The following is a 23,820-nucleotide window of genomic DNA, read 5'->3' as shown; positions in this document are numbered from 1 at the left end:
ATGCCTATCGCCAGCCACCGGAGGCGGTGATGCGCTCGCCGGTCAGCCAGGACGCTTCGTCGGACGCGAGGAACACCGCGACGCGGGCGACGTCGTCGGGCAGGCCGAAGCGACCGAGCGGCGTCATGGCTATAATCTGCTTCTCGAATTCGCTGCCGACGATGCCGATGCGCGCGAGGCCCTCGGTATCGATGCCGCCGGGCGCGATGGCGTTGACGCGGATGTTGCGTTCGCCGAGCTCCCGCGACATCGACAGCGTGATCGTGTCCACCGCACCTTTGGTCGCGGCGTAGACGAGCGAGTTCGGTTGCGGATTGCGGCTGGCGACCGAGCTTATGTTGATGATGCTGCCGCCGCCCGCGCCAAAATGCTTCACTGCTGCTTGCGTGGTCAGAATGATGCCCAACACATTGGTGTCGAACTCGCGGTGAAACTCGGCCTCGGTAACCGCTTCCAGCGGCTCGAATGCGAAGACTCCGGCATTGTTGACCAGTATGTCGAGCCCGCCAAACTCCAATTTCGCCTCCTCGAACAGGCGGCGCACATCAGCCGCTTGCGACACGTCGCCCTGGACGGCGACGGCACGGCCGCCACGGTCCTCTATCTCGGCGACGACGCGGTCGGCGCCTTCCCGTGACGAGGCGTAGTTGACGACCACTGCGGCGCCGGCCGTGGCAAGACTCTTGGCGATGGCGGCACCGATACCCTTGGAGGCGCCGGTGACGATGGCGACCTTGCCGTTCAGCTTGCTCATCAAATCTCTCCTTTGTTGACGATGAGCGGTATTTAATCATGATCGAAACGCGTATTATGGTGCCCACAATCCGTTCTTTCGTGCCTGGAATTCCGGAATGACCACCATCCTCGAAAAGACCGCCGGTCTCGTCGCCTTCGTCCGCACAGTCGATGCCGGCTCGTTCCATGCCGCCAGCCGGCTGGTCGGCTCCAGCCCGTCGGCAGTGTCGAAAAGCGTGGCGCGGCTCGAGCGTCGGCTCGGCGTCAGGCTGATCCAGCGCTCGACGCGCCGGCTCGGGCTCACCAGCGAAGGCCTCGCCTACTACGAGCGCGTGGCGCCGCTGCTCAGGGCGCTGGACGATGCCGAAGACATCGTCCAGATGGCCGATACGGCGCGCGGCCTGCTGCGCGTTACAGCGCCGGTCGAGCTTGGGCGTGGCCTGATCGCGCCATGGGCGCAAGCGTTCCTTGCGCAGCACGGCGCAGTCAAACTGGAGCTCAGCGTCACCGACCGTCACGCCGATCTGATCCGCGAAGGCTATGACGTTGCGGTGCGCATGGGGCCGCTCTCAGACACCGGGCTCGTCGCGCGCAAGATCGCCAATCTGCCGATCATGCTGGTGGCCTCACCGGCCTATGTCGAGCGGCGCGGCCGTCCGGCATCGGTCGAGGATTTACGGGACCATGAATTCGTCCGCCACCAGATGGCTGGCCGGCCTTATCCGGTCACGTTTGCCGACGGTACGATGATCGTGCCGGATGGGCGGCTCGATACCGATGACGGCGGCGCCATCCGCAATGCCGCACTTGCCGGCGCCGGCATCGCGCATCTGATGCGGTTTGCCGTGCAGGACGATCTCGACACGGGTCGCCTGGTCCGCATCCTGCCCGAGGTGGCGATGCCGACCATGCCGGTGCACATAGTCCATGCGTACGGGCGACAGCTGCCGGTCCGGGCGCGGCTGTTCGTCGATTTCCTTGCAGGCCAAATGGCTGCGCTGACGCGATAGGGCAGACGCATGGTCTATGACGCAAACACCCAGCTTTTGGCAGAGACCAACCGTGCCGGCCGTTTGCGCAAGCGAACCACCCTTACCCGAAGCTAGAACGTGATCTTCACTGAATCGGCGCTGCAGTTGGCCGCGCCGTGGTGGACGGCCTCGATGTTGTTGCCGTCGGGGTCGAGCAGGAAGGCGGCGTAATAGCCGGGATGGTAGGATCGTTCGCCGGGCGCGCCATTGTCGGTGCCGCCGCCGTCGAGGCCGGCCCTGTAGAATGCGTCGACCATGGCGCGGTCATTTGCCTGGAAGGCCAGGTGATGGCGGCCGGTCAGCTTTCCCAGGGCCGCCGGGCTGTCGGGGCTGGAAATGAACAGCTCGTCGGCCCAGAAATAATCATTGCCGGCGCCACCGATCGGTATGCCGAGCACGTTGAGAACCGCCTCGTAGAAACGACGGCTGGCCGCAATATCCCTGACCACCAGCTGGAGGTGGTCGATGAGACGGCCGCGATGAAGTTCCTGATTTGCCATGCTTGACAGCTCCTGATCGCCGGTTGGAAATCTAGCTTCGAATGGTGCGCGGTCAATCCAGAAAGCCGTGGAATGGCGCCATCGCGCTGACTGGATAAAAAATGCAACCGGATTGTCGGATTCAAGACATGTCCGACGTCCTTCGGACGCAAGCGGCTCGGCGAAGCTCGAAAAAGTCGTGCTGTACCAACGCTTCCGGCATGGGAGAAAAGTGAAATGAGCCTTCCCTATCGTTGGGTTATCGTCGCGGCTGGCGCGCTGATGACCTGTGTCGCCCTCGGGGCGATGTTCTCGCTGGCGATCTTTCTCGAACCGATGGCGCTCGACACACAATGGTCGCGCGCCGGCATATCGAGTGCGATGACGCTGAACTTCCTGGTAATGGGCCTCGGCGGCTTCGCCTGGGGCGCCATTTACGACCGCTTTGGCGCCCGCATCGTCGTCATGACCGGCGCCGTGCTGCTTGGCCTGGCGCTGGTCCTGGCCAGCCGCACCGGTTCGCTGCTCGTTTTCCAGTTGGCCTATGGCGTGCTCGTCGGCCTCGCGGCAAGCGCCTTCTTCGCGCCGATGATCGCGCTCACCTCCGCCTGGTTCGACACGAACCGCAGCCTCGCCGTCTCGCTGGTCTCGGCCGGCATGGGCGTGGCGCCGATGACCATCTCGCCCTTCGCCCGCTGGCTGATTTCGGCCTACGACTGGCGCACCGCGATGTTCGACATCGGCATAACCGCGTGGGTGCTGCTACTGCCGGCCGCGCTTCTGGTGCGCCAGCCGCCCAAGCCAGCTGCCGACGGCGCTGCCCCAAGCGTTGCGGCCGAGGGTGCCGGCATGACGGTTCCGCAGGCGCTGCGCTCGCCGCAATTCATCGTGTTGGGACTGACCTTCTTTGCCTGCTGCGCGGCGCATTCCGGGCCGATCTTCCACATGGTGAGCTATGCGATGCTGTGCGGCATAGCGCCGATGGCGGCGGTCAGCATCTACAGTATCGAGGGCCTGGCAGGGCTGGGTGGCCGGCTGCTTTACGGCGTGCTTGCCGATCGGCTGGGCGTCAAGCCGGTGCTGATCACCGGGCTGGCCATACAGGCCGTGGTCATCGCAGCCTATCTTGCGGTCAGCGAGCTTGGTCAATTCTACACGCTCGCCGTCATCTTCGGCGCCACCTATGGCGGCGTCATGCCGCTCTATGCGGTGCTGGCGCGCGAATATTTCGGCCAGCGCATCCTCGGTACGGTGTTCGGTGCCGTAACCATGCTGTCCAGCCTCGGCATGGCTTTCGGCCCGCTCGCCGGCGGCATGGTGTTCGATGCCTATGCCAGCTATTCTTGGCTGTTCATCGGCTCGGCCCTTGTCGGGCTTGGCGCGATGGCGATTGCGATCGCCTTCCCGCCGCTGCCGCGCAGGGAGTTGCAACCGGCTTAAAGCAGGATCGGCGGAAAAGGGCGGCCGCTTGGATGGCAAGCGGCCGCGATCCAAAAATAGCTGGCAGTGTTTGTTCGGCATTATGAAACGCGAATTGCTACGCCCGCAGAGGCACCACCTCGGCGCCGTCAAGCGTGTAGCGCGCATAGCGGAAATCGCGAATTCTCGCCAATCTGTCGCCGGCCCATTCCAGCAGGATAAAGTATTTTAGCCCTCCGGCCGAGTCGTCCGGATCAATCACAAGAATGGCTGGGTGCCGATCCACCAGGCCTGGAAGCAGCCGCCAATCGTGGATACCCGCGTAATTATGGAAGTACCGGCCCACTTTCGTGCGGCCACTCGCCCGGAGCCGGTTGACGAGGTCAAGCCGGACGTCCTCGGCCAGCATGTCGCGGATCGCATCGAAGTCGCGGGCGTTGAACCGCTCCACGTAGGCTGCCAGACGCGCCCGCTCGGGCTCGGCCAACACCGGCACAGGCCGATCGTCAGGCTCGCCGGAGACTTCGCGCAGGCGCAAACGGCCGCGATGCAGTGCGGCTTTCACCGCCGGAACGCTGCTGTCGATAATGTTGCCGATCTCTTCGATCGTATAGCCGAGCACATCCATGAGGATGACGCTGCTGCGCTGCGCCGCGGGCAGGCGCATGAAGGTCTGCAGGCTTGCGGCTGCAGTGTGCCGACCCTCGGCCGATATGCCGGGGTCAGGTATCGTGTCGATATCCTCGACGGCATGCGCGGCATCCACCCTGGCGCGACGGCGCAGGTGGTCGAGCGCTGCATTGTGCGCGATGCGAAACAGCCAGCCCTCGACATTGGCTATCGGCCCGGTCCCGGGGAACGCCTCAAGGGCCTTGACCGTAGCTTCCTGGACGACATCCTCGGCATCGATCACCGAACCGGTCATGCGGGCACAATAGCGGTGCAGTTTCGGCCGCAATTCGCCGAGCAGCCGATCAAATGGCTCCCGTCCTTCTGGGGTGCCGGTTGCGGATCCGGTCATCGCACAAGGATCAATTTCATGCGTATCTCCCAGGCAGGCGCCCGTCATCGGGCGCAGCGTCTTATAGACGCTCGACGATGGCAAAAGGATTCGGTCGAAAAAACTTTCTCTTGCTGGAATCCTTTGATGGTTCCTACGCGTCTCTGGATCACGGGCCCGTAACCTGGCGGGCCCTTTGTTCAAGCCGGAGGCGCCATAGTCATGAGCAAGCAAAGTGCGGGATCAACGAAGGTCTGGGTTCTCGCCCTCACGTCGATAGGCTCCTTGATGGTCGTTCTCGATGCGATGGTTGTGGCGACGGCATTGAGCACGATGCGGGTCGAGCTCGATGCCTCGCTGGAGACGCTGCAATGGACGATGAACGCCTATAATTTGAGTTTTGCCGTCCTGCTCATGACCGGGGCTGCGCTCGGTGACCGGTTCGGCCGCCGCCGTACGCTCGTTGCCGGGTTGGCGCTGTTCGTCGCAGCGTCGGTTGCCTGCGCGCTCGCTGGCAATGCCGGATTGCTGATTGCGGCCCGTGCGGTCCAGGGCGCAGGTGCCGCAATGGTCATGCCGCTGGCAATGGCGCTGCTGAGCGTCGCTTTTCCTCCGGAGGAACGAGGCAAGGCGCTGGGTATCTTCAGCAGCATCACCGGCCTGGCCCTGATCATCGGCCCGATGGCGGGCGGTGCGATTTCCGAAGGCCTCTCCTGGCACTGGATCTTCTGGCTCAATGTCCCGGTCGGCATCGTTCTCATCCCGCTGGTGCTGCGTCGGATTCCGGAGAGTCACGGGCCGGGCACGGTTATCGATGTCCTCGGCGTCGTGCTGGTAACTGCGGCGGCATTCGGAGTGGTCTGGGGCCTCATGCGCGGCAACATCGTGGGCTGGAGCAGCTCTGAAGTGCTGACGGCGCTGACGGCCGGGCTGCTTTTCGCCATCGTGTTCGTCCTTTGGCAGCTGCGTACCCGTGAGCCCATGCTGCCTTTGCGGTTCTTTCGGGCGCACGCGTTCTCCTCGGGCGTAGGGGCGAACTTCCTGCTTTGCGCCGCCATGTACGGCCTCGTATTCCTGTTGCCGCAGTTTCTGCAGTTTGCCCAGAGCCGTGGGCCGTTCGGCGCCGGCATGGGATTGCTGCCCTGGACCGCGACGCTTTTCGTGGTCGCACCGATCTCCGGCAGCCTGATCAACCGCGTCGGCGAGCGCTGGCTTGTGGTGGCCGGACTGATCCTGCAAGCGGCTGGAATGGCCTGGCTGGCGCAGATCGCCGCACCTGATCTGCCCTATATCCAGCTAGTCGCCCCACTGATCATTACCGGTGCCGGCGTGTCGATGGCCATGCCTGCCGCGCAGAACGCGGTTCTCAATGCGGTCGCCCGGCCGGAGGTCGGCAAGGCTGCCGGCACGTTCAACACATTCCGCTTCCTTGGTGGCGTATCCGGGATCGCGATCGCCGGTGCGGTGTTCGCCGGCACTGGAAGCTTCTCGTCCACCGACGCGTTCAGCGATGGCTTCACCTCGGCAATCGACGTCTCCGCTCTGCTCTCGCTCGCCGGTGCGCTCGTCGGAATGGGGCTCCCGGAGCGTCGCACAGTGGCGCTCGCGAATGCCAACAAGGAGGCGTAACTCGGGAGTGGGAAGCTCGCGCTTGCTCCACTGTTGTCGCGTTAACAGCAGCCGCGCCAGCGCAGCAAAAAGGTCGCCGAGCGTCGGTTGCCGGCCGGTCCTGTGGGGGGCATCTGTGTCCAGACCCAGATCTTGCGCGCCCGTGATGGCGGCGAACATGCTGCATCGCAGCACCCTGCCGCCGATATCGGCGGGCCAAGGCAGTGCGAGAAAATCGTCAAAAATGGACAATTCGGGCTGGTTCCTGCTGTTTTTTGGCTTTTATTAGCCGTGCCTCACGTTCCTGTTTCAAATGTGTCAACTTTTTGTGTTGCGTTGCACAATGGTGGTCCTATTCTGCGCAAGGGGGGCGCCTCCGATTGGAATGCGCCGTGAACGAAGCCGCTATATTGACCGATTGGCAGTTTCGCCGTCCCGCCGGCGTACGTCACTAATGGGAAATGCGCGCGACACCCAATTGGACGCGCTGAGGGCCATCGCCGTGACGATGGTGCTGTATTCCCATTTCTTCGCGGCTGGAGGGTCCTCGTTCTGGGGCCATATCGGCGTGCGTCTGTTCTTCGTGCTGAGCGGCTTTCTGATCACCCGCCTGCTGCTCGAAGCCCGCTCGACCGCCGAATTCGAAACCGGACCGGCGCTGAAATCCTTCTATATCAGGCGGGCGCTGCGGATATTCCCGCCTTATTTCGCCGTGCTGGGTTTCGTCTGGCTGGTGGACCTGGAGCAGTCCAGAGGATCGCTGGCCTGGCATGCGTTCTATCTGTCGAATTTCTGGTACGCGGCGCAGAATGAATGGACGCCCTGGCTGCTCTGCCATTTCTGGAGCCTGAGCATCGAGGAGCAGTTCTATATCGCCTGGCCGCTGATCGTCCTGCTGGCGCCGCGCCAGCGCCTCGAAGCGATCTGCATCGGCGTTATCGTGCTGTCGCTGGCCTATCGGTTTTATTGGCCGATCGCTGGAACGCCTGGTTTGGCGCGCGACCTGCTGCCGCCGGCGTCGATGGATGCACTGGCGTCAGGCGCGCTGCTCGCCGCCTACCGGTCAAGAACAGCCGGCTTGCCGCAATGGCTTCGAAATGGCTGGCCGGGGCTCGCGGTGGCGTTTTTCGTTCTGCAGTGGTTTGCGCCGGCGCCGGCAAATCCGGTGCAGGAATGGGGCCTCTGGCTGCTGTTGCAGATACTGCCTCTCGTACCGCTGGTGGTCATCGTTGCAAGCTGTTCGACAGGGGTTGGCGGCTATATCGGAAAACTTCTCGAACTGCCGCCGCTGCTTGGCCTTGGCTGCATCAGCTACGGCGTCTATCTCTACCATCCGATAGTGCTGGCGTTGGTCGTTAAGTCCCAGCCCTGGATCCCGCTCAACGTCTCGGAGCAAGGGCCGGGGCGGTTCCTGGTCGCGGGAACTGCGACGCTCATGCTGGCTTCGGTTTCGTGGCTGCTTTTCGAAAAGCCGCTCAACAGCCTCAAGCGCCACTTCCCCTATGTTGCTGGAAAAGGCCGCGGCGCCATCCCGGCAGGCATGGACGTGGGCAATGCCGGATGGCTCGCGGCGGGAGCATATCCGGGCAGGCCGCTTGATGGTGGCACGTCACCCTTGCCGCGCAAGCTGCACCGAACCGATCGGAGCTGATCATGGCTGCTGCTCCCTTGGTTTCCGTTCTGCTGCCGATCTACAATGCGGGACCTTATCTCGCCGCTGCGCTGGGCAGCGTCCTGCGCCAGGATTACGAGCGTCTGGAGGTCATCGCCATCGATGACGGCTCGACCGACAACTCGCTGCAGATCCTGCAGAAATACCGCCAGGCCGACAATCGCATCTCGATCATCTCACGCGAAAACCGTGGCCTGATCGCAACTTTGAACGAAGGCCTGGCCGTGGCGCGCGGCGATCTGGTCGCCAGGATGGACGCCGACGACATCGCCTATCCCCAGCGCCTGTCGCGGCAGGTCGCGCTGTTCAACCAGCAGCCTGACCTGGCTCTATGCGGCGCGGGTTTCGATACCTTGCTCGGCAACCGCATCGTCAGGGGTTCGCCCGATCCGATATTCCAGGACAATATCCTGCGAATACTGTCGATGTTCTTCACGATCTTCATGCATTCCACGGTCGTCTACAACAGGAAGGTCATAGAAGAAGATGTTCTATATTACGATACCAGATACAAGCATGCCGAGGATTTCGACCTGTTCAGGCGGCTGACCGACCGCTACCCGGCGGCCATGATCCCCGAAAGCCTGATCGCCTATCGTATCCATGACGACAGCGTGACCAACAGGCACAAGCGCGAAATGCGCAGGACCCATTTGAAGATCGTCGCCGAGAACCTCGAGCGCGAAGGGCTCGCACAAGAGACGCAGGACCTCCGCGACATCGGTGAGGTCCTGTCGATGGACACGGTTCGCCGTGCCGCCGAATGGATCCTTGCGCTGGAAGAAAGGATTTCCGCACTGCCGGCCGAGACGAGGCCGAGCTACCAGGCCGGCACGCTGAACCTGTTCTATTTCCTCTACCAGCTGATATCGGGGGAAAGGCAGCCGCTGCTGATGCACGAATTCCTGACGCGGACGGCGAAATGGAAACTCATCCGGCGGCGCGAGCAGTACGTGTTTCGCACCGGTGCCTTCGCGCCGCGCTTCAGTCTCGCCTCGATGTCGGTCACCAGGCAGGTGGATGCCTTGTCGCGGTATCTGCAGTCCGTGCCGGCCGCGGCGGTTTTGCCTTCGAACCAGTTGAGCTAGCAGCGCATGTTCGTCAAATCCCATCAGCTCCAGCAGCGCGGCCGCTCGACGGTGCCGGCGGCCATGTCGCCCCGGCCGCAGCACGGGCCGGCACCGGAGGTCAGCTTCATTGTCTGCACACGCGACCGCGTCAACGTGCTCGAGCCTTGCATAAAGTCGATCCAGGCCGCGTGCCGCGCCTACGCCGCCTTCTCTGCCGAACTGGTGGTTGTCGACAATGGCTCGACCGACTGCACAGCAGAGCGGCTGGCCGGCATAGCCGAACTTTCTGACATTCCGTTCACGGCCATTCGCGAGCCGCGACCCGGATTGGCGGCCGCGCGCAACGCCGGGCTGGAGCGCGCGCGGGGCCGCGTGCTGGTCTTCGTCGACGATGATTGCGCTGTCCACAAGGATTATTTGCGCGATCTGCAGCGGCACTATGCGGCCGGCGAACGGGTCATCCGCGGTGGGCGGGTCGAGATCGGCGACCCCCGCGACCTGCCGTTCACCATAAAGCGGTCGCCGGTGCGCGCGCGGCTTACCCCAGACGTCCATCCCGGCGGCTTCGTGCTTGGCTGCAACATGACGATGCACCGCGATGTTGCCACCCGCATCGGCCGTTTCGACGAACGGTTCGGCGCCGGCGGCCCGCTGCGCTCCGCAGAGGATACGGACTATCTAGTGCGGGCGGTGCTACTTGGGATCCCGGTCGAATACGTGCCCGACATGACTATCTATCACCATCACGGCCGGCGCGACCGCAAGGCCATCGAGAAGCTGCACCGCGACTACAGCATGGGCAATGGCGGGCTTTGCCTGAAACATATCCGCCACGCGCCGTGGCTGCTTCGCCATTGCTACTGGTCGATGAGGGCGGCCTTGCGCGAACTGGTGAAAGGCCCTCTGTTCGACCGTGAACTCAAGCTGTCGCACTGGCCGATCGTCGGCATGAATTTGCTCGGCGCGGCCAAGTTCGCGGTGCTTTTGCTGGCGAAATCGCCGCAGCCGGCGCAAATGCGACAGGAGCAACAGGCAAATGCCGAGGCAAGGTGATCGGCCATCATGCGACTGATGCCGCCCAGCCTGCCGATGCTGCGCCGCGCGCTGGGGAGAAAGCAGTTGCGCCTGCTTCCGGCCGTGGTGGTGCTCGGGCTGCTCAGCGCCGCGCTTGAAGGCTTCGGCATCGGCCTGATTATCCCGTTGCTGAACATAATCATGGGGCAACAGGGGCAGACCGGCATGGCTGGCTTCTCCGCCGTCTTCCAGCATGTCGGATCGAGCTTGAGCGAGCGCGACCGGCTGATCGTCATTTCGGTCGCCATTCTCGGCTCGATCGTGCTGAAGAATCTGTTCGCCTTTGCCAACACGCTGCTGACCACCTTTATCTATGGCAAGGCAAGCCATTCGATCCGCAGCGCGCTGTCGGAGCGGCTGCTGCGGGTGGGCTACCCGTTCTTCCTGCAGCAAAGCCCCGGACGGCTGCTCAACATCATCTCCAACGAATCCTGGCGGGCCTCGGATGCCATCCAGATCACGTTGGGGGCAATCGTCAATGCATCGGCCGCAATCATCCTATTGGCCTTCCTGCTGCTTCTGTCGTGGCAAATGACGCTGCTGGTCACGCTGGGGCTGGCCCTCGTCCAGGTCGCGCACGCCATGCTGTCGGCCAATCTGAAGGCGCCGAGCCGCAGCGTCGCCTCCCGCAACAGCCAGCTCGCATCGCAGATGCTGCATCTGGTGCATGCCGGGCGGCTGATCCGCATTTTTGGCCAGGAGCAACGCGAGAAGGCGGCATTCGACCAGGCATCGGATGCGGTGCGCCGGGCGGCGTTCGTGCTTTTGACGCGTCAGGGAGCTTTGCCGCCGCTGACCGAGGTTCTGCACGCCATGCTGTTCCTGGCGGTGGTGATCGTCGCCTGGTTCGCCAATGTTTCCTTCCCGCTGATCGTCGCCTTCGTCATCCTGCTCTACAGGCTGCAGCCCTATATGCGGTCGCTGCAAATGGCCTGGAGCCAGCTGCAAGGCCTGAGCGGATCGCTTGAAGAGGTGACGTGGATGCTGGACCCATCCGGCAAGCCCGCGCCGCCGCAAGGCAGCGCAGCGTTCCCTGGGCTCAGCCAAGGCATCAAGTTCGAGGACGTCACCTTTACCTATTCTGGTTCGGAACAGCGCGCGGTGGTGCTGCATGCGGCGAGCTTCGACCTCCGCAGCGGCCGCTCGACCGCGCTGATCGGCCGGTCGGGCGCCGGTAAGACGACGATCGTCAATCTTGTGTGCCGCTTCGTCGAACCGGATAGCGGCAGGATTCTCGTTGATGGATCGCCTCTGGACCATATTGACCCCGGCCAATGGCGAAAACATATCGCGCTTGCCAGCCAGGAGCTGGAGCTGGTCGACGGCACGATTTTCGACAACATAATCTATGGCCAGGACACCGCCTCGGCCAACGACGCCGAGCGCGCCGCAAGGCTGGCCGAAGCGCATGACTTCATCGAGCAACTGCCGCAGGGTTATTGGACGGTCGTCGGCTATCGTGGCGTCAATCTCTCGGCGGGACAGCGGCAGCGGATCGCGCTGGCCAGGGCCCTGGTGCGCGATCCCGACATCCTCATCCTCGACGAAGCCACCAATGCGGTGGACGGCCTGTCGGAAGCGGCAATCGTCGAGACGCTCAAGTCGCGCGCCGGCCGCCGCACCACCATTGTCATCAGCCATCATCGCAGCACCATCTCGTTCTGCGACGACGTCGTGATCCTGAGCCACGGCCGCGTGAAAAAGCAGGCGCCGTTCGCCGCACTTGCGACGCTCAGCATGGACGAGCTTTACCAGCACGAGGCGCTGGAAGGCTGAGGGCGACCCCGCTGCGTGCGCGCTGGGAGGTCGTCTCGGATGTCAATTCAGGTCAAGCATCTCAGGGGCGAGGAAGACCTCCGCCATACGTCTCTACGGGATTTCTGGGATGATGAGTGATCCCGAGCTTACCCGCTTTCCATCTGGAGCGTACAGAACCAAGGGTCCGCCTGCCAAATCCAGCAATGGCAGGCGGACCCTAATCAGCGCATGAAGGGACTGATTCTGCGCCGATGTCTCCTCGAGGAGGTGACGCCATCAACTGAAGACGTGCGCAGTTGTTCCCGACGCCGGCCCTACACAAGACCATTGCGCAGGCAGGTCAGACTTAGGTCCCTGTAAACGCGCATCGCTGGCTGGAGTGAACATCGGATCGGTTCGGTGGTAGCGAAACTTCGGCCGGAGATAGATGCAGCCATTGGGTTCCGGGGCATGACCGGCTCGGCGCTGATCATGGGCGGCGATCGATCCCCGCACGACTGATGCCGAGGGAATACGCATCCACCGGCGCCAGTGAAGTTGTCCAAGCGGTACGCAGCGGTCGTCAAGCTGTTGCTAATATGCAGCACAGGCAGCGCTCTATGAACGGCGTCGCTTGGAACCGCTACCTCCGATCAACCGTTAGTGTCACAATGACAAACCAAAAAGTGAGGCTGATGATGGACCCGCTGCAAAACAACACGTTGGAGATCTGGTGTCTTGCGGCCGTTCCGCTGTCACTACTCCTTACGGTGTTATTAGCCGGATTTATCCTTTAGCCGGACCCAACGAGGCCGGCTGCGGACCGGGGCCTGGAAGATGAAAATGCCGGCTATTTAGGCACGCTAGGCGTCGCGGACACCCCGTAGCACCAGGCCGTGGCAGCCTTTCCAACATTGCCATCATAATCGGCACTTTCGACCGGTCCGGTCCGCGGCGATTGCTCGCAGGCCCGTTGCGAGGGCGAGCATGGGAGCTCGTACGTTTTTTACACAATCTCTGATTGGTGGACTCGCCCGCCGCCATCGACGTTAATTTTGCGTTAGCGACAGGAGGGGGGAGATCGCTAAAGGGAGGAAGAAAATGAAAGAAAACTACGATCTGACGATCGACTACGACGACGAACCTTACGACAACAAGCCTTACGATCTAGCCACATTCGCAAGGAAGCACGGGCTCAACATTCGAGCCGCCGAGCTTCTTCTTTTCGCCAAAGGCCCGTCTCGAGCGGCCTGCGATGCCGCGGCGAGGGCTTTTCTCGCGGCAGTCGCCGCACAAGCTATGAGACAATCGGCGCGGTAGGTCTCACAAACCATTGCTGACACGGCCTGCCGTGTCAGCAACCCGACGCACAGCGCTGGAAATTCCAGGCCGTTTCCAACAAGATGCCTGAGCATCCGGGAACGGCCTGAAATGTGCAATCTCTACAACATCACGACCAGCCAGGAGGCCATCCGCCAGTGGACCCGCGCCTTGCGCGACATCCTCGGCAATCTCGAACCCTCCATCGATATCTATCCCAACCAGCCCGGCCCTGTGGTGCGCAACACGCCGGACGGCGAACGCGAATTGGCCAATCTGCTGTGGGGCATGCCGACGCCACTGGAGCGGGTGAAGGGCAAGGCCGACTATGGCACCACCAATATCCGCAATCCGCAATACGGCCATTGGCAGCAATATCTCGGCATTGAGAACCGCTGCGTGGTGCCCGTCACCAGCTTTGCCGAGCCCAGCCCGACGCCCGGCGACAAGGACCCCGAGACCGGCATCCAGCGCAACTACTGGTTTGCACTCGGCGAGGACCGCCCGCTGTTCTTCTTTGCCGGCCTGTGGACGCGCTGGCATGGCCTTCGCAAGGTGAAGGACGGCCCCGCCGATCACCAGGTCTATGGCTTCATGACGACCCAGCCCAACGCGCTGATCGCGCCGATCCACGAAAAGGCAATGCCGGTGATCCTGACCACGCCGGAAGAAACCGAGGCCTGGCTCACCGCGCCATGGTCCGAGGCAAGGCACCTGCAGCGCACGGCGCCCGATGATGCGCTGGTGATCGTCGATAAGCCGGCGACGCAGATCAAGTTTCCGCAGCAGACGCCGGTGCAAGGCTCGTTGTTTTAGCGCTTGAACTTCTGCAGCACCCAGATGTAGCCCTTGGGCGGATGATCCTGGTCGATGAACTGCGTCTTCACCGTCGTGTCCTTGCGGCTGCATCGCTTGCACCTGAACCTGATCGCTTCCAGCGGCTTGCTCCAGCCCACCACCTGGGCCACGTCATTCGCCCTGAAGCGTCCGACGTGGTAGCAATGGCCGCACTCCACGATGAGCAGCATGTTGGCCTTGGCGGCACGCCCAACGCTGTCCATCGGCCCGGCCATGGCTCATTTCCGGGTCGAGTAATCCTCGGGCAGCGGAAGCAGGCCAAGCTCCGCCATCCGATAATCGGGCTCCTTCTCCGCGACGCTGGCCAGCACCTCGTGCAATTTCTCGACAAACCCGCAAAGCTGCCAGAACAGCTCGCCATGCGCCTTCAGATGCAGCTGCGACGACAGCACCGTCCGGCGCAGGCTCAAAGTGTCCCTGATGATCGCCTCCGCATCCCTCGCCGACAGCCTGTCGAACCGGCTTTTTCGTCTGCCCATCGCGGCTCTCCTCGATTTGTGAGCAACCGCCCCGCCTACTGACAAATAGGAAGGCATTCCTCGCAGAGTCAATTCGCTCTTGACGTTTTTGTTCCCGTTTTGTTCACTTAGCAAAGGAGGTTTGGAGCAACGGCCATGGACCACATCGTGAGGCTGGACAGCCGCCAGGAGGCAGCCCTGCAGGCCATCGCCGACAAGTTCATTGCCCAGCACCAGGGCGATGCGGTGAAGGCGCTCAAGGAGATGATTGTGCTGAATGGGCATTTGCAGGAACGGCTTGATACGGTGGAGGGCCGGCGCCGGGCGGTGCGCTGAGGAGTGGAGAGTGGGCCAGAACCCAAGCGCCGTTATGACTCCTAATCAAAGAGGCGGTATCCTAGCCGCCGGCCAGGCCATTTAAGCTGTACCGGTTTTGCGCATGATGCGTCACTAGCCGCAAAGCGATGACAACGCGTCGGTTTGTCATGGCGTGAATCCGAGATCACGACCGGCCAACAGCTGTCGTAACTTTGCTGTCGTGATCCGAAAGATCGACTGTGGAGGATGGGCACCAAAGACTCCCATCTGTCTGAGCCGAGCGATCGGGATTGCGGGCTCCATGTATGCGGCTAGGAGATAATTAATCACCTTAACGGGACGCGTTGGCGTCGCCTGCCAAGCCTCAAGGTCCTTCTCGCTGTAGACGGAGCGACCACCAGTCATCAATAAAAGATCGCGGGTCGATTCCGCGAGCCTCATATCTTCCAAAATGCCAATTGCCGTAATCGCCTGTGATGGCTTGAGGTCGGATTTTCCCTTGTAGAACATTAGCAGTGCCCCAGGGGCACCCAGGTTGGACGGCGCGCGGCAAAGATAGACCTTGCGGATGGTGTTTCCAGGTCGTTTGGGGCCTCCACCGCGGCCTTGTGGATCGAACAATTCAAACTGCACAAGCTGGCGAAGGTCCGGATAAAGAACGTCGTGGTAGGCTTCTTGTATCGGGATCCCGAAGGCCTCGGTCTCCTCAGTAACCACAAAGCGAGGATAGTTCAGGCGGTGTGTGTCAAAGCTGCTTTGGCTGGGAACGGGTGGGAGTGCAGCAGGCGACAGCATTTTCTCGTAGATCCGCTCCTCATCTTCCTTTGTTGCGGTATGCTGGAACCCAAAATATTCCAGGAGATCGATCAGAGTGGGTTGGGTCTCAAAGGTCGTGACATAGATGAGATTGTAACGATTCCGCTGGGCGAACCAGAAAGCCTTTTTGAGCAACAGCTCACCGATCTTGAAGCCGCGTTTCTCCGGCCGGACTTTGAACGTGCAAATCTTCAGGATCTTCGCAGCTTTTTGGGTTGCATCTGTATCCGCGCCGATTTCATCTTTCCGTACGAGAATGCCGGCCACGCCGCCATCGTCTACGATCCAGCATGGACGGTGCTGTTTGACGCATTTCTCGGTCCACCAAGCATCGAAGTCTTTATAGTCTTCGCGCAGGCTATCGAAAATCGTGTCAGTGAGCGGGATGGAATGGGCTGAAACCTCTTCGACATATCGGACTGGAGCCTCGACAGGCTCGAAGGTTGTACGGAGCAGCTGCACGGCATCTGCCACAAAGAGTACTCGACGTCCGAGCTCGGGCGAATGACGACGCGCACGATCATGGAACCCACGGTCCTGCGTAACAACAAAGTCGGCAGCCCTAATGGCTAGGGCATGTAGCAGCGTTGCATCGACCACGTCATTCGGGCGCGGCAAAGAGCCGAATTCGGCTTGAAGCTGTGCGGCTGTCAGACCGCGAACCTTAACTAGCGTCTGGAACTTGTCGAGCTTGCTTAGGGAGATACGGCGGCGCCTTGCATCAGTGTCCCGGCCAATATCATCTCGCGCGGCCTCATGGACAAATATGTCCACTTTATGCTTGGCGGCGAGACTAGTGAACGCAGCGAAGGCCGGTTCGACCGTTCTGTTATCTTCTAGAAAAATTATGACATTAGTATCAATTAGATAAGTTTGACGGCTCATTCTGGAGCGCTCTTTGCAGACTGGGCTTTGCGTACAAAAATGACTGCGGTGCCTTAAACCCAAATCGCTCCCTCAATTCCGCTAAATCGAGGGGCCGAGAAAACAGCCGTGGCTTCACCATCGTCAGAGCGTAGCCTTCATCCAGCCCCCCAAAATAGGAGTCGAAATCGGCCTTACGAATCGAGGCCGACCTGCCATGGCGTTGCCACAGGGTTTTGATCGGCAACCGTTCGATACCACGGATTTCAGCGGCGCCAACAAGCGCGCGCACTGGCGACGTCGAATAGATATAAGCGACAGTTCCTCGAGGGGTAGCTAATGGAAACCTGCGCCGAAGTTCGACTGTTTTCTTGCCGACCAGAATCTTTTTGGAGTACTCGGGTTTAATACTTAGAACAAGATCGCGACGCGACCTGAGGTCATCGTCGAAGATCGGCAATACATATTGGTCATGATCATCTTGGTATGCTCTCAAGGTATCGGCGAGAGCGTCGGACACAGCTGGGAAGACAGCATCGATACGCAAGCGCGCGCCCAATGCTTCGACATATCGTTGAAGGGAAGAAATCTGAACATCGCCCCGCTGTTCGATTTTCGAGACGGCGGCTTGGCCTACGCCCAACCGTTGTGCAAGCTCCAATTGGGTCAGTCCGAGAGCCTGCCGCAAGGTTTTCAGTGATATGCCAACTACACGGCCAGCCTCGCCGCTGCCGACGCGAACTGCATCGACGAAGGTGCCATCTTTCGATGCAATATTGTCTCTCTGATTCATGGGTATAATGATAGCAGGTATATTCCCTATAAGGAATTATTGTATATCGCCGGAGACATTCGCGCCGGCATAGTCCCGCCTGACCAGACTGAGGTCATGCACATGGATCAAGTCGAAATGCCTCGAGATCAAAACTGGGAGGCACGCCGCAACTGAAATGAGTGTGGTTCGAGCATCAGCTTTCGGCCACTGTCGTGATCGTCGGAGCGACTGCGTTGAGCGACAGAGCGATAAGCTGGCTGGCGAAGGGGAACAGCGTTGCCGTTGCCAGGGCAGAACAGCCAAGCCTTAAGGCGCCGACGTCGCAATCGCAGCCCACGCAGGCCGAACTTTGCCCACTGCACGGCATCGCCCTATTAGGCCAGCCGATCGCCTGATAACGCTGTAGCGGCTTCGCGACGGCTTCTTACGAGCTGGAATTCAGGTTCCGCCAGGGGCATGCCGCGCGACTGGCTGGCGGGCACCAACGCCCCCTCAATGCCTCTTGAAATACTGCACCTCGCGTTCGTGCTTTTCGGCGGCCTCGCGGGTATCGAAGGTGCCGAGATTGCGGCGCTTGCCGGTCTTTTCGTCCTTCTTGCGCGAATAGAGGCGGTATTTTCCGTCTTTGAGTTTTCTGATCATCTGTCACTCCCCGAGCCGCTGCTTCCCCTTAAGGTTGCGCGCGGCTTGTTCGATAGCCGCCCTGTCGTTTCCCAGCCTGTCGATCAGCTCCTGCGCCTGTTCGCCCGATATGCCGGTGCGCACCGCCAGGGCCTCCACCGTCAAAACGTCGGAGCTCGCGACCTCGCGGGTTTCCGGCAGGGCATCGCCTGCCGTCAGTGGCAGGGCCGCCTCCCTGTCGATCTCGGCCTCGGCCCGGTGCCAGTGCCGCTCGGGATCGCCATCGATCCCGCCTTCGCGTTCCCAGATCTGGTATGCGCGCTCACGAATCTTGTCTTCCCGGTCGTCGCCCATGTTGATTTCTCCTTTGGATATCGGATGAACGCCGCGCCAACCCGAACGATCCAAGAAATCTGCGTGATCGTTGGGTGGGGTCGCGCAAGGCGCTATGCACTGCGGCCGCCAGCCACCCCACGGCCTGCCTACTCGCACTGCCTGCGCGGCCCGCCCGAATACGGCTGATAGCTGTTGTCCTCCGGTCGATATGACCGGTAGCGGCTGAAGCAGTATTGCACGTGGTCGAATGAGAGCTCGGCGGCGCCGGGTTCATCCGATGGCGGGTAGCCCTCCACCGACGACCTATCGCTCGCCTCGAAATAGCTGCCGTCATCGGCGGCGCCGAGATAGGGCGAGATGCAGGGGCGCTGTTGTCCGCTGTAGGATGTGTAGTGGTTGTCGTCCGGCCTGTAGGAGCGGTAGCGGCTGGCGCACCATTCGACATGAGCGGCGGGCAGCGTCTGCTGCTCTTCCGCTGGTGGCTGGATAGAGCCGGTCGCGGTGATGTCGGTTGTCGACGCTGCGGCGGCATCGGCGGGTTTCGAGGTGCGATCGACTTCCGAGGTGCGAACGGGGACCGGGCGGGCCGGGAGGCGCTCGAGGCGCTGCGAGGCCGGGTTCACCGGTCGCGGGTCCCTGGTCCACAGTTCGGCGACGCTGGAGACCGGGGCGGCCGGCCGTACCGGCTTGGCTATTAGAAGCCAGGTCGCGAAGGCGAGGCCGCTGGCGAATACGGCAAGCGTCAGCACGAAGCCGCCAAAGATTGCGAACAAGGCTTTCATGCCGCGCTCCTTCGCCTCCCGGTTAAGGAAATGCGGGGGCGGGGAATCCGGTTCCAGGAAAGCGCGGGGCGGGGATCTTAGGCGGCTTTCAGTGCAGGCCGAATTCGCGCAGCAGTTCCTCGCGGTAACGTACGAAGCGGCTTTCGCTGCGCTCGCGCGGGCGGGGCAGGTCGATGTCGATCAGCCGCGCCGCGCCGCCTTTCTCCTTGGGCAGGATCAGTACCCGGTCGGCAAGGTAGATCGCTTCCTCGAGGTCGTGCGTCACCATCACCATGGTGACGTTCTCCTCGCTCCAGATGCGCGCCAGTTCCTCCTGCATGCCGATCTTGGTCATCGCGTCGAGCGCGCCCAGCGGCTCGTCGAGCAGCAGGATTTCGGGCTGCACGGTCAAGGCGCGGGCGATGCCGACGCGCTGTGCCATGCCGCCCGATAGCTGCCGGGGAAAGGCATCGCTGAATTCGGCGAGGCCGACCAGCGCGATATAGAAGTGCGCCCTTTCCTCGGCCGCCGCCTTCGGCACGCCGCGCACTTCGAGACCGAAGGCGACATTGCCGAGCACGGTCAGCCAGGGCAGCAGGCGCGGCTCCTGGAAAATCACCGCACGCTCGGCGCCGACGCCGTGCACCGGCTTGCCGTCGATAGCGACGCCGCCGCTGTCGGCGGCCTCCAGCCCGGCAAGTATGCGCAGCAGCGTGGTCTTGCCCGATCCGCTGGCGCCGACGATGACAAGGCATTCGCCCGAGCGGATGTCGAGGTTGAGGGTCCTCAACACGGCGAGCGAGCGCCCACTGATGCTGAACGATTTGGACAGGTCGCGTATGCTGACCTGACCGCCGCTTGTGCTGCTCATCGCGCGCGTCTCCCAACTGGTTGGTCGGTTGCTTTTGTCAGTTGGTCTTGGTTTCGCCCGGCCGGTAGAGGATGTCCGCTGCCTTCAGCTTGCCCTTTGGCAGGCGGCCGTCGCGCTCGAGCACGCTGACCCAGAAGTCGATGTCGCGGTCCGTCGCCTTGGCCCCCTGGCGCAGGCCGAAGCCGGTCCAGTAACGCGCCAGCTCGCCGTTCTCGCCGCGCTTGTCGAGGATATTTGCCAGCACCTTGCGCGCTTCGTCGGGGTTCTGCAGCGACCAGTCGGAGGCGCGCGCCGATTGTTCGACGAAATTGCGGGCGGCGTCGGGATGCGCGGCGATGAAGTCGCGCCTGAGCACGACGAAGCCGCCGGCCAGCTCGCCCAGCACGTCGGTGTCGTTGAACACGCCACGCACGCCGCCGTTGTCCACGAGGGCGCCGGCAAACGTCGCCTGCCAGTAGCCGAGCGCCGCGATGTCGACCTGACGGGAGCGCAAGGTCTGTTCGAGCTGCGGTCCGGGCACGACGACGAGATTGGCGGCATCCGGCGGCAGGCCGACGCTGTGCAGCGCCTCGCGCACGGTGTAGTCGAGATGGGCGCCGAGCGTGTTGACGGCGATGGTCTTGCCGGCGATGTCGGCGATCGATTTGATCGGGCTGTCGTCCAGCACGTAGAAGACGCTACGCACCTTGCTGTTGATGCCGTTGCTCGGATAGGCGGCGACGAAGTCGTTGCCGCCGGAGATCGAGTTGATCACGGCTGCGGTTGCAGCCGAGCCGATATCGACGCTGCCGGAGGCCAGCGCAAACAATGATTCCGGGCCGCCGCCGGAATAGCCGACATTCTCGACCTCGATACCGAGGCCTTTAAAATAGCCGAGCTCGGCGGCCAACTCATGCGGAGAGATGCTGCCACGGCTGGCGAGTGAGCGGAACTTGACGGGTGCCGCTTCGGCAAAGGCGAAGCGCGGCAGGCCGGCGGTGAGAACGCCGGCGGCGAAGGGCGCGCCAGCAAGCAGGGAACGGCGGGAGATTTTCATGGTCCGGGTCTTTCCTGATTTGAGTTCTGGCCTGGTTGAGATTGGTAAGGGCGGGTGGTCAGTCGACGGAATTGCTCCAGCGGCAGAGCCGGCGCTGCAGGCTGACCAGCGCCTGGTTTGCAATCAGGCCGAGGCCGGCGAGGATGACGATTGCCGCAAACATCAGCGGGATCTGGAAATTGTATTGCGCGTTCATCACCTGGAAGCCGATGCCCTTGTTGGCGCCGATCATTTCGGAAGCGATCAACAGCAGCAGCGCCGTGGTGGCGCTGAGCCTCAGTCCGACGAAGATCGACGGCACGGCGCCGGGCAGCACGACGCGACGGAAGACGGTGAGCTGCCTGGCACCATAGACGCGGGCCATCTCCAGCAGTTTCGGATCGACTTGCTTGACGCCGCCGATGGTGTTGAGCAGCAGCGGGAACAGCGTCGCCCAGAAGATGACGAATACCTTGGACGCTTCGCCGAGCCCAAGCAGCAGGATAAAGACGGGATAGAGCGCCAGCGCCGAGGTCTGGCGGAAGACCTGCAGGATGGGATCGAGCGCGGTCTCGACCGTGCGCACCTGACCCATGAACAGGCCAAGCGGGATGGCGACCAGCACGGCGGCCGCGAAAGCGAGACCGGCGCGCTGCAGGCTGATGGCGATGTCGCTGAGCAGAGTGCCGCCGACCAGCCCCTTCCAAAGTGCCGCGACAATCATGTCGATCGGCGGCAGCACGGCCGCGTTGACCCAGCCCGCGCTGCTCGACACTTGCCAGATTGCGAGGAAAGCGATGAGGACGCCGTAGCGCGACAGGAAGCGGATGCCCGCCCGGCCACCGAGGCGCAGGAAGTCCGTGCCGAGGCTTGTCGTGCTGTCAGGCGTGCCGAGGCTGGCGGCCTGTTCGATGTGCTGCAAGGTCATCGTGTTGCCTCCTGCTTGGAAAATATCGGGCTTCTCGGGATTATTCGGCGGCCAGCACCGCCGAGCGGGCGGCGGTCCAGGGGTTTTCCGGCCGCCTGAGGCCGAGGTTCTCGCGCAACGTCCTGCCTTCATAGGCGGTGCGGAACAGGCCGCGGCGCTGCAGCTCGGGAATCACCAGCTCGACGAAGTCGTCGAGCCCGCCGGGCAGCCAGGGCGGCAGGATGTTGAAGCCGTCGGCGGCTTCGTTGCCGAACCATTCCTCCAGCTGATCGGCGACCTGCGTGGCGCTGCCGATGACGGTATAATGGCCGCGGGCCGTTGCCACCCATTGGTAGAGCTGTCGGATGGTGAAGTTGTGCTCGTCGGCAATCTGGCGGATCAGCGCCTGGCGGCTCTTCATGCCTTCGGTCTCCTTGCTCGGCGGCAGCGGTCCATCGAGCGGATAGCCGGTGATGTCGAGCGTCTGGCCGGCCAGCCCGTTGAGCAGGGCGACGCCGTCTTCGGGCAGGATGAGATCGTTCAGTTGCTGGTACTTGGCGCGCGCTTCTTCTTCGGTGCGGCCGACGAAGGGTGCCACGCCCGGCATGATCAGCACCTGCTCGGGATCGCGGCCGACCGCCGTCACGCGCGCCTTGATATCGCGATAGAATTCCTGCCCCGACGCCAGGTTCTGATGGGCGGTGAAGATGACTTCCGCCGAGTGGGCGGCGAGCTTGCGACCGTCTTCCGATTGCCCCGCCTGCACCACGACCGGGTGCCCCTGCACCGGGCGCGGCACGTTGAGCGGCCCTTTCACGCTGAAATGCGCGCCCTTGTGGTCGATGTCGTGGAGCTTGTCCTTGTCGTAGAAGCGCCCCGATTTCTTGTCGCGGATGAAGGCATCGTCCTCCCAGCTGTCCCACAGCGCCTTGACCGTCTCGACATGCTCATGCGCGCGGGCATAGCGCTCGGCGTGGGCAGGCTGCGTCTCGCGATTGAAGTTGCGCGCTGTTTCGTCGCCGGCCGAGGTGACGACGTTCCAGCCGGCGCGGCCATTCGACAGATGATCGAGCGAGGCGAATTTGCGGGCGAGCGTGTAGGGCTCCTCGTAGGTGGTCGAGGCGGTAGCGATGAAGCCGAGATGCGTAGTGAGCGGCGCCAGCGCAGCAAACAGCGTCACTGGCTCGAAGCCAGCGATCTTGGCGTTGCCGCCTTCGCGGGCGCCGAGCCCGACCGTCAGATTGTCGGCGAGGAAATAGGCATCGAACAGGCCGCGCTCGGCGATCAGGGCGAGCTGCTTGTGGAACTCGAAATTGGTGGCGCCGTCGGCCGGCGCCTCGGGGTGGCGCCAGGCGGCGATATGTTGTCCGCCGCCGGGCAGGAAAGCGCCCAGTTTGATTTGCCTGGATTTGGTGGATCTGGTCATCGCGGCGTGCTCCTGGACGGATCGGAAAGGGGATCTCGGGTCAGTGGTGCGTTCAGGCGGCAAGGCCGACGCCGTAGGGCACCCCGGTTACCCGGCATGCCTCGGCGACCGCCTGCCGGGCGCGGGCGTGGATGGCTTCCGACACCAGAACACCATTGGCAAAGTCCTTGTCGGAGGCGTAGATCGCGGTCGGTACGGTCAGCGCCTCGAAGAAGCCGAACAGCGGCCGCAGCTGGTGCTCGACGATCAGCGAATGGCGCTCGCCGCCGCCGGTCGCGGCGAGGATGACGGGCTTGCCCCTCAGCGATGACGGATCGAGCAGGTCGAAGAAGTGCTTAAAAAGCCCGGTATAGCTGCCTTTGAAAGTCGGCGAGCCGGCCACCAGGATGTCGGCGCCCAGCAGCCGTTCGACGATGTTGCGCGCCGCGGGGTCGAGGTCGCCGAGGCGCCTTGCCTGCGGCAGGGACGCGCCGAGATCCTCGATGTCGAAGACGGCCGAGGCCGCGCCGATGCTTTCGGCGGCCTGCCCGACAATGTGGCTGACGAACGCCTTGGTCTTCGATGGCCGGGTCAAGTTGCCCGACAGCCCCACCACGAGCTTTTTCGACATTCCTGGCTCCCTCTCAAGCGCTCTATTTTAGGATCTTGG

26 protein-coding genes are annotated in these 23,820 nt (G+C 62.6%); 11 read left to right on the top strand and 15 right to left on the bottom strand.

Annotated features, from left to right (window positions below; translation table 11 throughout):
- Positions 1-4: 4 nt before the first annotated feature.
- Positions 5-754, bottom strand: coding sequence for an SDR family NAD(P)-dependent oxidoreductase (locus tag NKJ55_RS20670; RefSeq protein WP_352451474.1), 750 nt, complete (start codon positions 752-754; stop codon positions 5-7).
- Between the two features lie 97 nt (positions 755-851).
- On the opposite strand from NKJ55_RS20670, the gene NKJ55_RS20665 reads away from it, so the two are divergent.
- The gene (locus tag NKJ55_RS20665; protein WP_352451473.1) at positions 852-1,745 is read left to right on the top strand and encodes a LysR family transcriptional regulator; all 894 of its coding nucleotides are present in this window, start codon (positions 852-854) and stop codon (positions 1,743-1,745) included.
- Between the two features lie 92 nt (positions 1,746-1,837).
- On the opposite strand, the gene NKJ55_RS20660 is transcribed toward NKJ55_RS20665, so the two are convergent.
- Complete coding sequence (locus tag NKJ55_RS20660) at positions 1,838-2,266, bottom strand: VOC family protein (protein ID WP_352451472.1); 429 nt, start codon at positions 2,264-2,266, stop codon at positions 1,838-1,840.
- 216 nt (positions 2,267-2,482) lie between these two features.
- On the opposite strand from NKJ55_RS20660, the gene NKJ55_RS20655 reads away from it, so the two are divergent.
- Positions 2,483-3,685 carry an MFS transporter gene (locus tag NKJ55_RS20655; RefSeq protein ID WP_352451471.1) on the top strand — a complete coding sequence of 401 codons (1,203 nt, stop codon included), beginning with the start codon at positions 2,483-2,485 and terminating at the stop codon, positions 3,683-3,685.
- 97 nt (positions 3,686-3,782) lie between these two features.
- Here NKJ55_RS20655 and NKJ55_RS20650 read toward each other — a convergent pair whose 3' ends face one another.
- A complete protein-coding gene (locus NKJ55_RS20650) occupies positions 3,783-4,685 on the bottom strand; it encodes a sigma-70 family RNA polymerase sigma factor (protein ID WP_352451470.1) in 903 nt (300 codons plus the stop codon).
- A gap of 201 nt (positions 4,686-4,886) precedes the next feature.
- Here NKJ55_RS20650 and NKJ55_RS20645 point away from each other — a divergent pair, with 201 nt between their 5' ends.
- The 8 genes from NKJ55_RS20645 (at position 4,887) to NKJ55_RS20610 (ending at position 13,961) form a co-directional block, all read left to right on the top strand.
- A complete protein-coding gene (locus NKJ55_RS20645) occupies positions 4,887-6,293 on the top strand; it encodes an MFS transporter (RefSeq protein ID WP_352451469.1) in 1,407 nt (468 codons plus the stop codon).
- 132 nt (positions 6,294-6,425) lie between these two features.
- Positions 6,426-6,668, top strand: a complete 243-nt coding sequence (locus NKJ55_RS20640; protein ID WP_352451468.1) for a hypothetical protein — start codon at positions 6,426-6,428, stop codon at positions 6,666-6,668.
- Between the two features lie 58 nt (positions 6,669-6,726).
- On the top strand, positions 6,727-7,923 hold the full coding sequence (locus NKJ55_RS20635; RefSeq protein ID WP_352451467.1) for an acyltransferase family protein: 1,197 nt from the start codon (positions 6,727-6,729) through the stop codon (positions 7,921-7,923).
- A gap of 2 nt (positions 7,924-7,925) precedes the next feature.
- Positions 7,926-9,032: a glycosyltransferase family 2 protein gene (locus NKJ55_RS20630; RefSeq protein ID WP_352451466.1), complete on the top strand. Its 1,107-nt coding sequence runs from the start codon at positions 7,926-7,928 to the stop codon at positions 9,030-9,032.
- A gap of 6 nt (positions 9,033-9,038) precedes the next feature.
- Positions 9,039-10,067, top strand: coding sequence for a glycosyltransferase family 2 protein (locus tag NKJ55_RS20625; RefSeq protein ID WP_502901433.1), 1,029 nt, complete (start codon positions 9,039-9,041; stop codon positions 10,065-10,067).
- 9 nt (positions 10,068-10,076) lie between these two features.
- Entirely contained in the window at positions 10,077-11,864 is a 1,788-nt protein-coding gene (locus NKJ55_RS20620) for an ABC transporter ATP-binding protein (RefSeq protein WP_502904499.1), read from the top strand.
- A gap of 1,062 nt (positions 11,865-12,926) precedes the next feature.
- Complete coding sequence (locus NKJ55_RS20615; protein WP_292659780.1) at positions 12,927-13,145, top strand: hypothetical protein; 219 nt, start codon at positions 12,927-12,929, stop codon at positions 13,143-13,145.
- Positions 13,146-13,256: 111 nt separating this feature from the next.
- The gene (locus NKJ55_RS20610) at positions 13,257-13,961 is read left to right on the top strand and encodes an SOS response-associated peptidase (RefSeq protein WP_352451465.1); all 705 of its coding nucleotides are present in this window, start codon (positions 13,257-13,259) and stop codon (positions 13,959-13,961) included.
- On the opposite strand, the gene NKJ55_RS20605 is transcribed toward NKJ55_RS20610, so the two are convergent.
- Positions 13,958-14,218, bottom strand: a complete 261-nt coding sequence (locus NKJ55_RS20605) for a hypothetical protein (RefSeq protein WP_352451464.1) — start codon at positions 14,216-14,218, stop codon at positions 13,958-13,960. The two genes, NKJ55_RS20610 and NKJ55_RS20605, sit on opposite strands and share 4 nt — an antisense overlap.
- A gap of 3 nt (positions 14,219-14,221) precedes the next feature.
- A complete protein-coding gene (locus tag NKJ55_RS20600; RefSeq protein ID WP_352451463.1) occupies positions 14,222-14,482 on the bottom strand; it encodes a hypothetical protein in 261 nt (86 codons plus the stop codon).
- Between the two features lie 135 nt (positions 14,483-14,617).
- Between NKJ55_RS20600 and NKJ55_RS20595 the strand changes: the two genes are divergently transcribed.
- On the top strand, positions 14,618-14,797 hold the full coding sequence (locus tag NKJ55_RS20595) for a hypothetical protein (protein WP_352451462.1): 180 nt from the start codon (positions 14,618-14,620) through the stop codon (positions 14,795-14,797).
- A gap of 147 nt (positions 14,798-14,944) precedes the next feature.
- Here NKJ55_RS20595 and NKJ55_RS20590 read toward each other — a convergent pair whose 3' ends face one another.
- The 10 genes from NKJ55_RS20590 to msuE form a co-directional block, all read right to left on the bottom strand.
- Positions 14,945-16,480, bottom strand: a complete 1,536-nt coding sequence (locus tag NKJ55_RS20590) for a GNAT family N-acetyltransferase (protein WP_352451461.1) — start codon at positions 16,478-16,480, stop codon at positions 14,945-14,947.
- A complete protein-coding gene (locus NKJ55_RS20585) occupies positions 16,455-17,252 on the bottom strand; it encodes a helix-turn-helix domain-containing protein (protein ID WP_352451460.1) in 798 nt (265 codons plus the stop codon). Before NKJ55_RS20585 ends, NKJ55_RS20590 begins: the two co-directional genes overlap by 26 nt.
- A 474-nt stretch (positions 17,253-17,726) precedes the next feature.
- Positions 17,727-17,876 (bottom strand): hypothetical protein, encoded by a 150-nt coding sequence (locus NKJ55_RS20580; RefSeq protein ID WP_023677295.1) that lies wholly within the window; start codon positions 17,874-17,876, stop codon positions 17,727-17,729.
- Positions 17,877-17,879: 3 nt separating this feature from the next.
- Positions 17,880-18,209 carry a DUF2934 domain-containing protein gene (locus NKJ55_RS20575; RefSeq protein ID WP_352451459.1) on the bottom strand — a complete coding sequence of 110 codons (330 nt, stop codon included), beginning with the start codon at positions 18,207-18,209 and terminating at the stop codon, positions 17,880-17,882.
- A 128-nt stretch (positions 18,210-18,337) separates the two neighbouring features.
- Positions 18,338-18,973, bottom strand: coding sequence for a BA14K family protein (locus tag NKJ55_RS20570; protein ID WP_352451458.1), 636 nt, complete (start codon positions 18,971-18,973; stop codon positions 18,338-18,340).
- Positions 18,974-19,061: 88 nt separating this feature from the next.
- Positions 19,062-19,823 (bottom strand): ABC transporter ATP-binding protein, encoded by a 762-nt coding sequence (locus NKJ55_RS20565; protein ID WP_352451457.1) that lies wholly within the window; start codon positions 19,821-19,823, stop codon positions 19,062-19,064.
- A 37-nt stretch (positions 19,824-19,860) separates the two neighbouring features.
- The gene (locus NKJ55_RS20560; RefSeq protein WP_352451456.1) at positions 19,861-20,859 is read right to left on the bottom strand and encodes an ABC transporter substrate-binding protein; all 999 of its coding nucleotides are present in this window, start codon (positions 20,857-20,859) and stop codon (positions 19,861-19,863) included.
- Positions 20,860-20,917: 58 nt separating this feature from the next.
- Positions 20,918-21,766 (bottom strand): ABC transporter permease, encoded by an 849-nt coding sequence (locus NKJ55_RS20555; protein WP_352451455.1) that lies wholly within the window; start codon positions 21,764-21,766, stop codon positions 20,918-20,920.
- 40 nt (positions 21,767-21,806) lie between these two features.
- Positions 21,807-23,171 carry an LLM class flavin-dependent oxidoreductase gene (locus tag NKJ55_RS20550; RefSeq protein WP_352451454.1) on the bottom strand — a complete coding sequence of 455 codons (1,365 nt, stop codon included), beginning with the start codon at positions 23,169-23,171 and terminating at the stop codon, positions 21,807-21,809.
- Between the two features lie 52 nt (positions 23,172-23,223).
- The gene (gene msuE, locus NKJ55_RS20545) at positions 23,224-23,781 is read right to left on the bottom strand and encodes an FMN reductase (RefSeq protein WP_023677302.1); all 558 of its coding nucleotides are present in this window, start codon (positions 23,779-23,781) and stop codon (positions 23,224-23,226) included.
- Positions 23,782-23,820 lie beyond the last annotated feature (39 nt).

The organism is Mesorhizobium sp. M0106, from assembly GCF_040322715.1.
In the GTDB taxonomy this organism is placed as follows: Bacteria; Pseudomonadota; Alphaproteobacteria; order Rhizobiales; family Rhizobiaceae; genus Mesorhizobium.
This window is presented reverse-complemented; position numbering and strand designations above follow the sequence as displayed.

What these genes read in the sequence shown, in the direction of transcription:
- NKJ55_RS20575 (WP_352451459.1), bottom strand. Translation starts at nt 18,209, where the DNA reads ATGGGCGACGACCGGGAAGACAAGATTCGTGAGCGCGCATACCAGATC.
- NKJ55_RS20630 (WP_352451466.1), top strand. Translation starts at nt 7,926, where the DNA reads ATGGCTGCTGCTCCCTTGGTTTCCGTTCTGCTGCCGATCTACAATGCG.
- NKJ55_RS20550 (WP_352451454.1), bottom strand. Translation starts at nt 23,171, where the DNA reads ATGACCAGATCCACCAAATCCAGGCAAATCAAACTGGGCGCTTTCCTG.
- NKJ55_RS20625 (WP_502901433.1), top strand. Translation starts at nt 9,039, where the DNA reads ATGTTCGTCAAATCCCATCAGCTCCAGCAGCGCGGCCGCTCGACGGTG.
- NKJ55_RS20585 (WP_352451460.1), bottom strand. Translation starts at nt 17,252, where the DNA reads ATGAATCAGAGAGACAATATTGCATCGAAAGATGGCACCTTCGTCGAT.
- NKJ55_RS20565 (WP_352451457.1), bottom strand. Translation starts at nt 19,823, where the DNA reads ATGAGCAGCACAAGCGGCGGTCAGGTCAGCATACGCGACCTGTCCAAA.
- NKJ55_RS20620 (WP_502904499.1), top strand. Translation starts at nt 10,077, where the DNA reads ATGCGACTGATGCCGCCCAGCCTGCCGATGCTGCGCCGCGCGCTGGGG.
- NKJ55_RS20580 (WP_023677295.1), bottom strand. Translation starts at nt 17,876, where the DNA reads ATGATCAGAAAACTCAAAGACGGAAAATACCGCCTCTATTCGCGCAAG.
- NKJ55_RS20650 (WP_352451470.1), bottom strand. Translation starts at nt 4,685, where the DNA reads ATGACCGGATCCGCAACCGGCACCCCAGAAGGACGGGAGCCATTTGAT.
- NKJ55_RS20595 (WP_352451462.1), top strand. Translation starts at nt 14,618, where the DNA reads ATGGACCACATCGTGAGGCTGGACAGCCGCCAGGAGGCAGCCCTGCAG.
- NKJ55_RS20665 (WP_352451473.1), top strand. Translation starts at nt 852, where the DNA reads ATGACCACCATCCTCGAAAAGACCGCCGGTCTCGTCGCCTTCGTCCGC.
- NKJ55_RS20590 (WP_352451461.1), bottom strand. Translation starts at nt 16,480, where the DNA reads ATGAGCCGTCAAACTTATCTAATTGATACTAATGTCATAATTTTTCTA.
- NKJ55_RS20555 (WP_352451455.1), bottom strand. Translation starts at nt 21,766, where the DNA reads ATGACCTTGCAGCACATCGAACAGGCCGCCAGCCTCGGCACGCCTGAC.
- NKJ55_RS20655 (WP_352451471.1), top strand. Translation starts at nt 2,483, where the DNA reads ATGAGCCTTCCCTATCGTTGGGTTATCGTCGCGGCTGGCGCGCTGATG.
- NKJ55_RS20670 (WP_352451474.1), bottom strand. Translation starts at nt 754, where the DNA reads ATGAGCAAGCTGAACGGCAAGGTCGCCATCGTCACCGGCGCCTCCAAG.
- NKJ55_RS20605 (WP_352451464.1), bottom strand. Translation starts at nt 14,218, where the DNA reads ATGGCCGGGCCGATGGACAGCGTTGGGCGTGCCGCCAAGGCCAACATG.
- NKJ55_RS20610 (WP_352451465.1), top strand. Translation starts at nt 13,257, where the DNA reads ATGTGCAATCTCTACAACATCACGACCAGCCAGGAGGCCATCCGCCAG.
- NKJ55_RS20600 (WP_352451463.1), bottom strand. Translation starts at nt 14,482, where the DNA reads ATGGGCAGACGAAAAAGCCGGTTCGACAGGCTGTCGGCGAGGGATGCG.
- NKJ55_RS20635 (WP_352451467.1), top strand. Translation starts at nt 6,727, where the DNA reads ATGGGAAATGCGCGCGACACCCAATTGGACGCGCTGAGGGCCATCGCC.
- NKJ55_RS20645 (WP_352451469.1), top strand. Translation starts at nt 4,887, where the DNA reads ATGAGCAAGCAAAGTGCGGGATCAACGAAGGTCTGGGTTCTCGCCCTC.
- NKJ55_RS20570 (WP_352451458.1), bottom strand. Translation starts at nt 18,973, where the DNA reads ATGAAAGCCTTGTTCGCAATCTTTGGCGGCTTCGTGCTGACGCTTGCC.
- NKJ55_RS20560 (WP_352451456.1), bottom strand. Translation starts at nt 20,859, where the DNA reads ATGAAAATCTCCCGCCGTTCCCTGCTTGCTGGCGCGCCCTTCGCCGCC.
- NKJ55_RS20615 (WP_292659780.1), top strand. Translation starts at nt 12,927, where the DNA reads ATGAAAGAAAACTACGATCTGACGATCGACTACGACGACGAACCTTAC.
- NKJ55_RS20660 (WP_352451472.1), bottom strand. Translation starts at nt 2,266, where the DNA reads ATGGCAAATCAGGAACTTCATCGCGGCCGTCTCATCGACCACCTCCAG.
- msuE (WP_023677302.1), bottom strand. Translation starts at nt 23,781, where the DNA reads ATGTCGAAAAAGCTCGTGGTGGGGCTGTCGGGCAACTTGACCCGGCCA.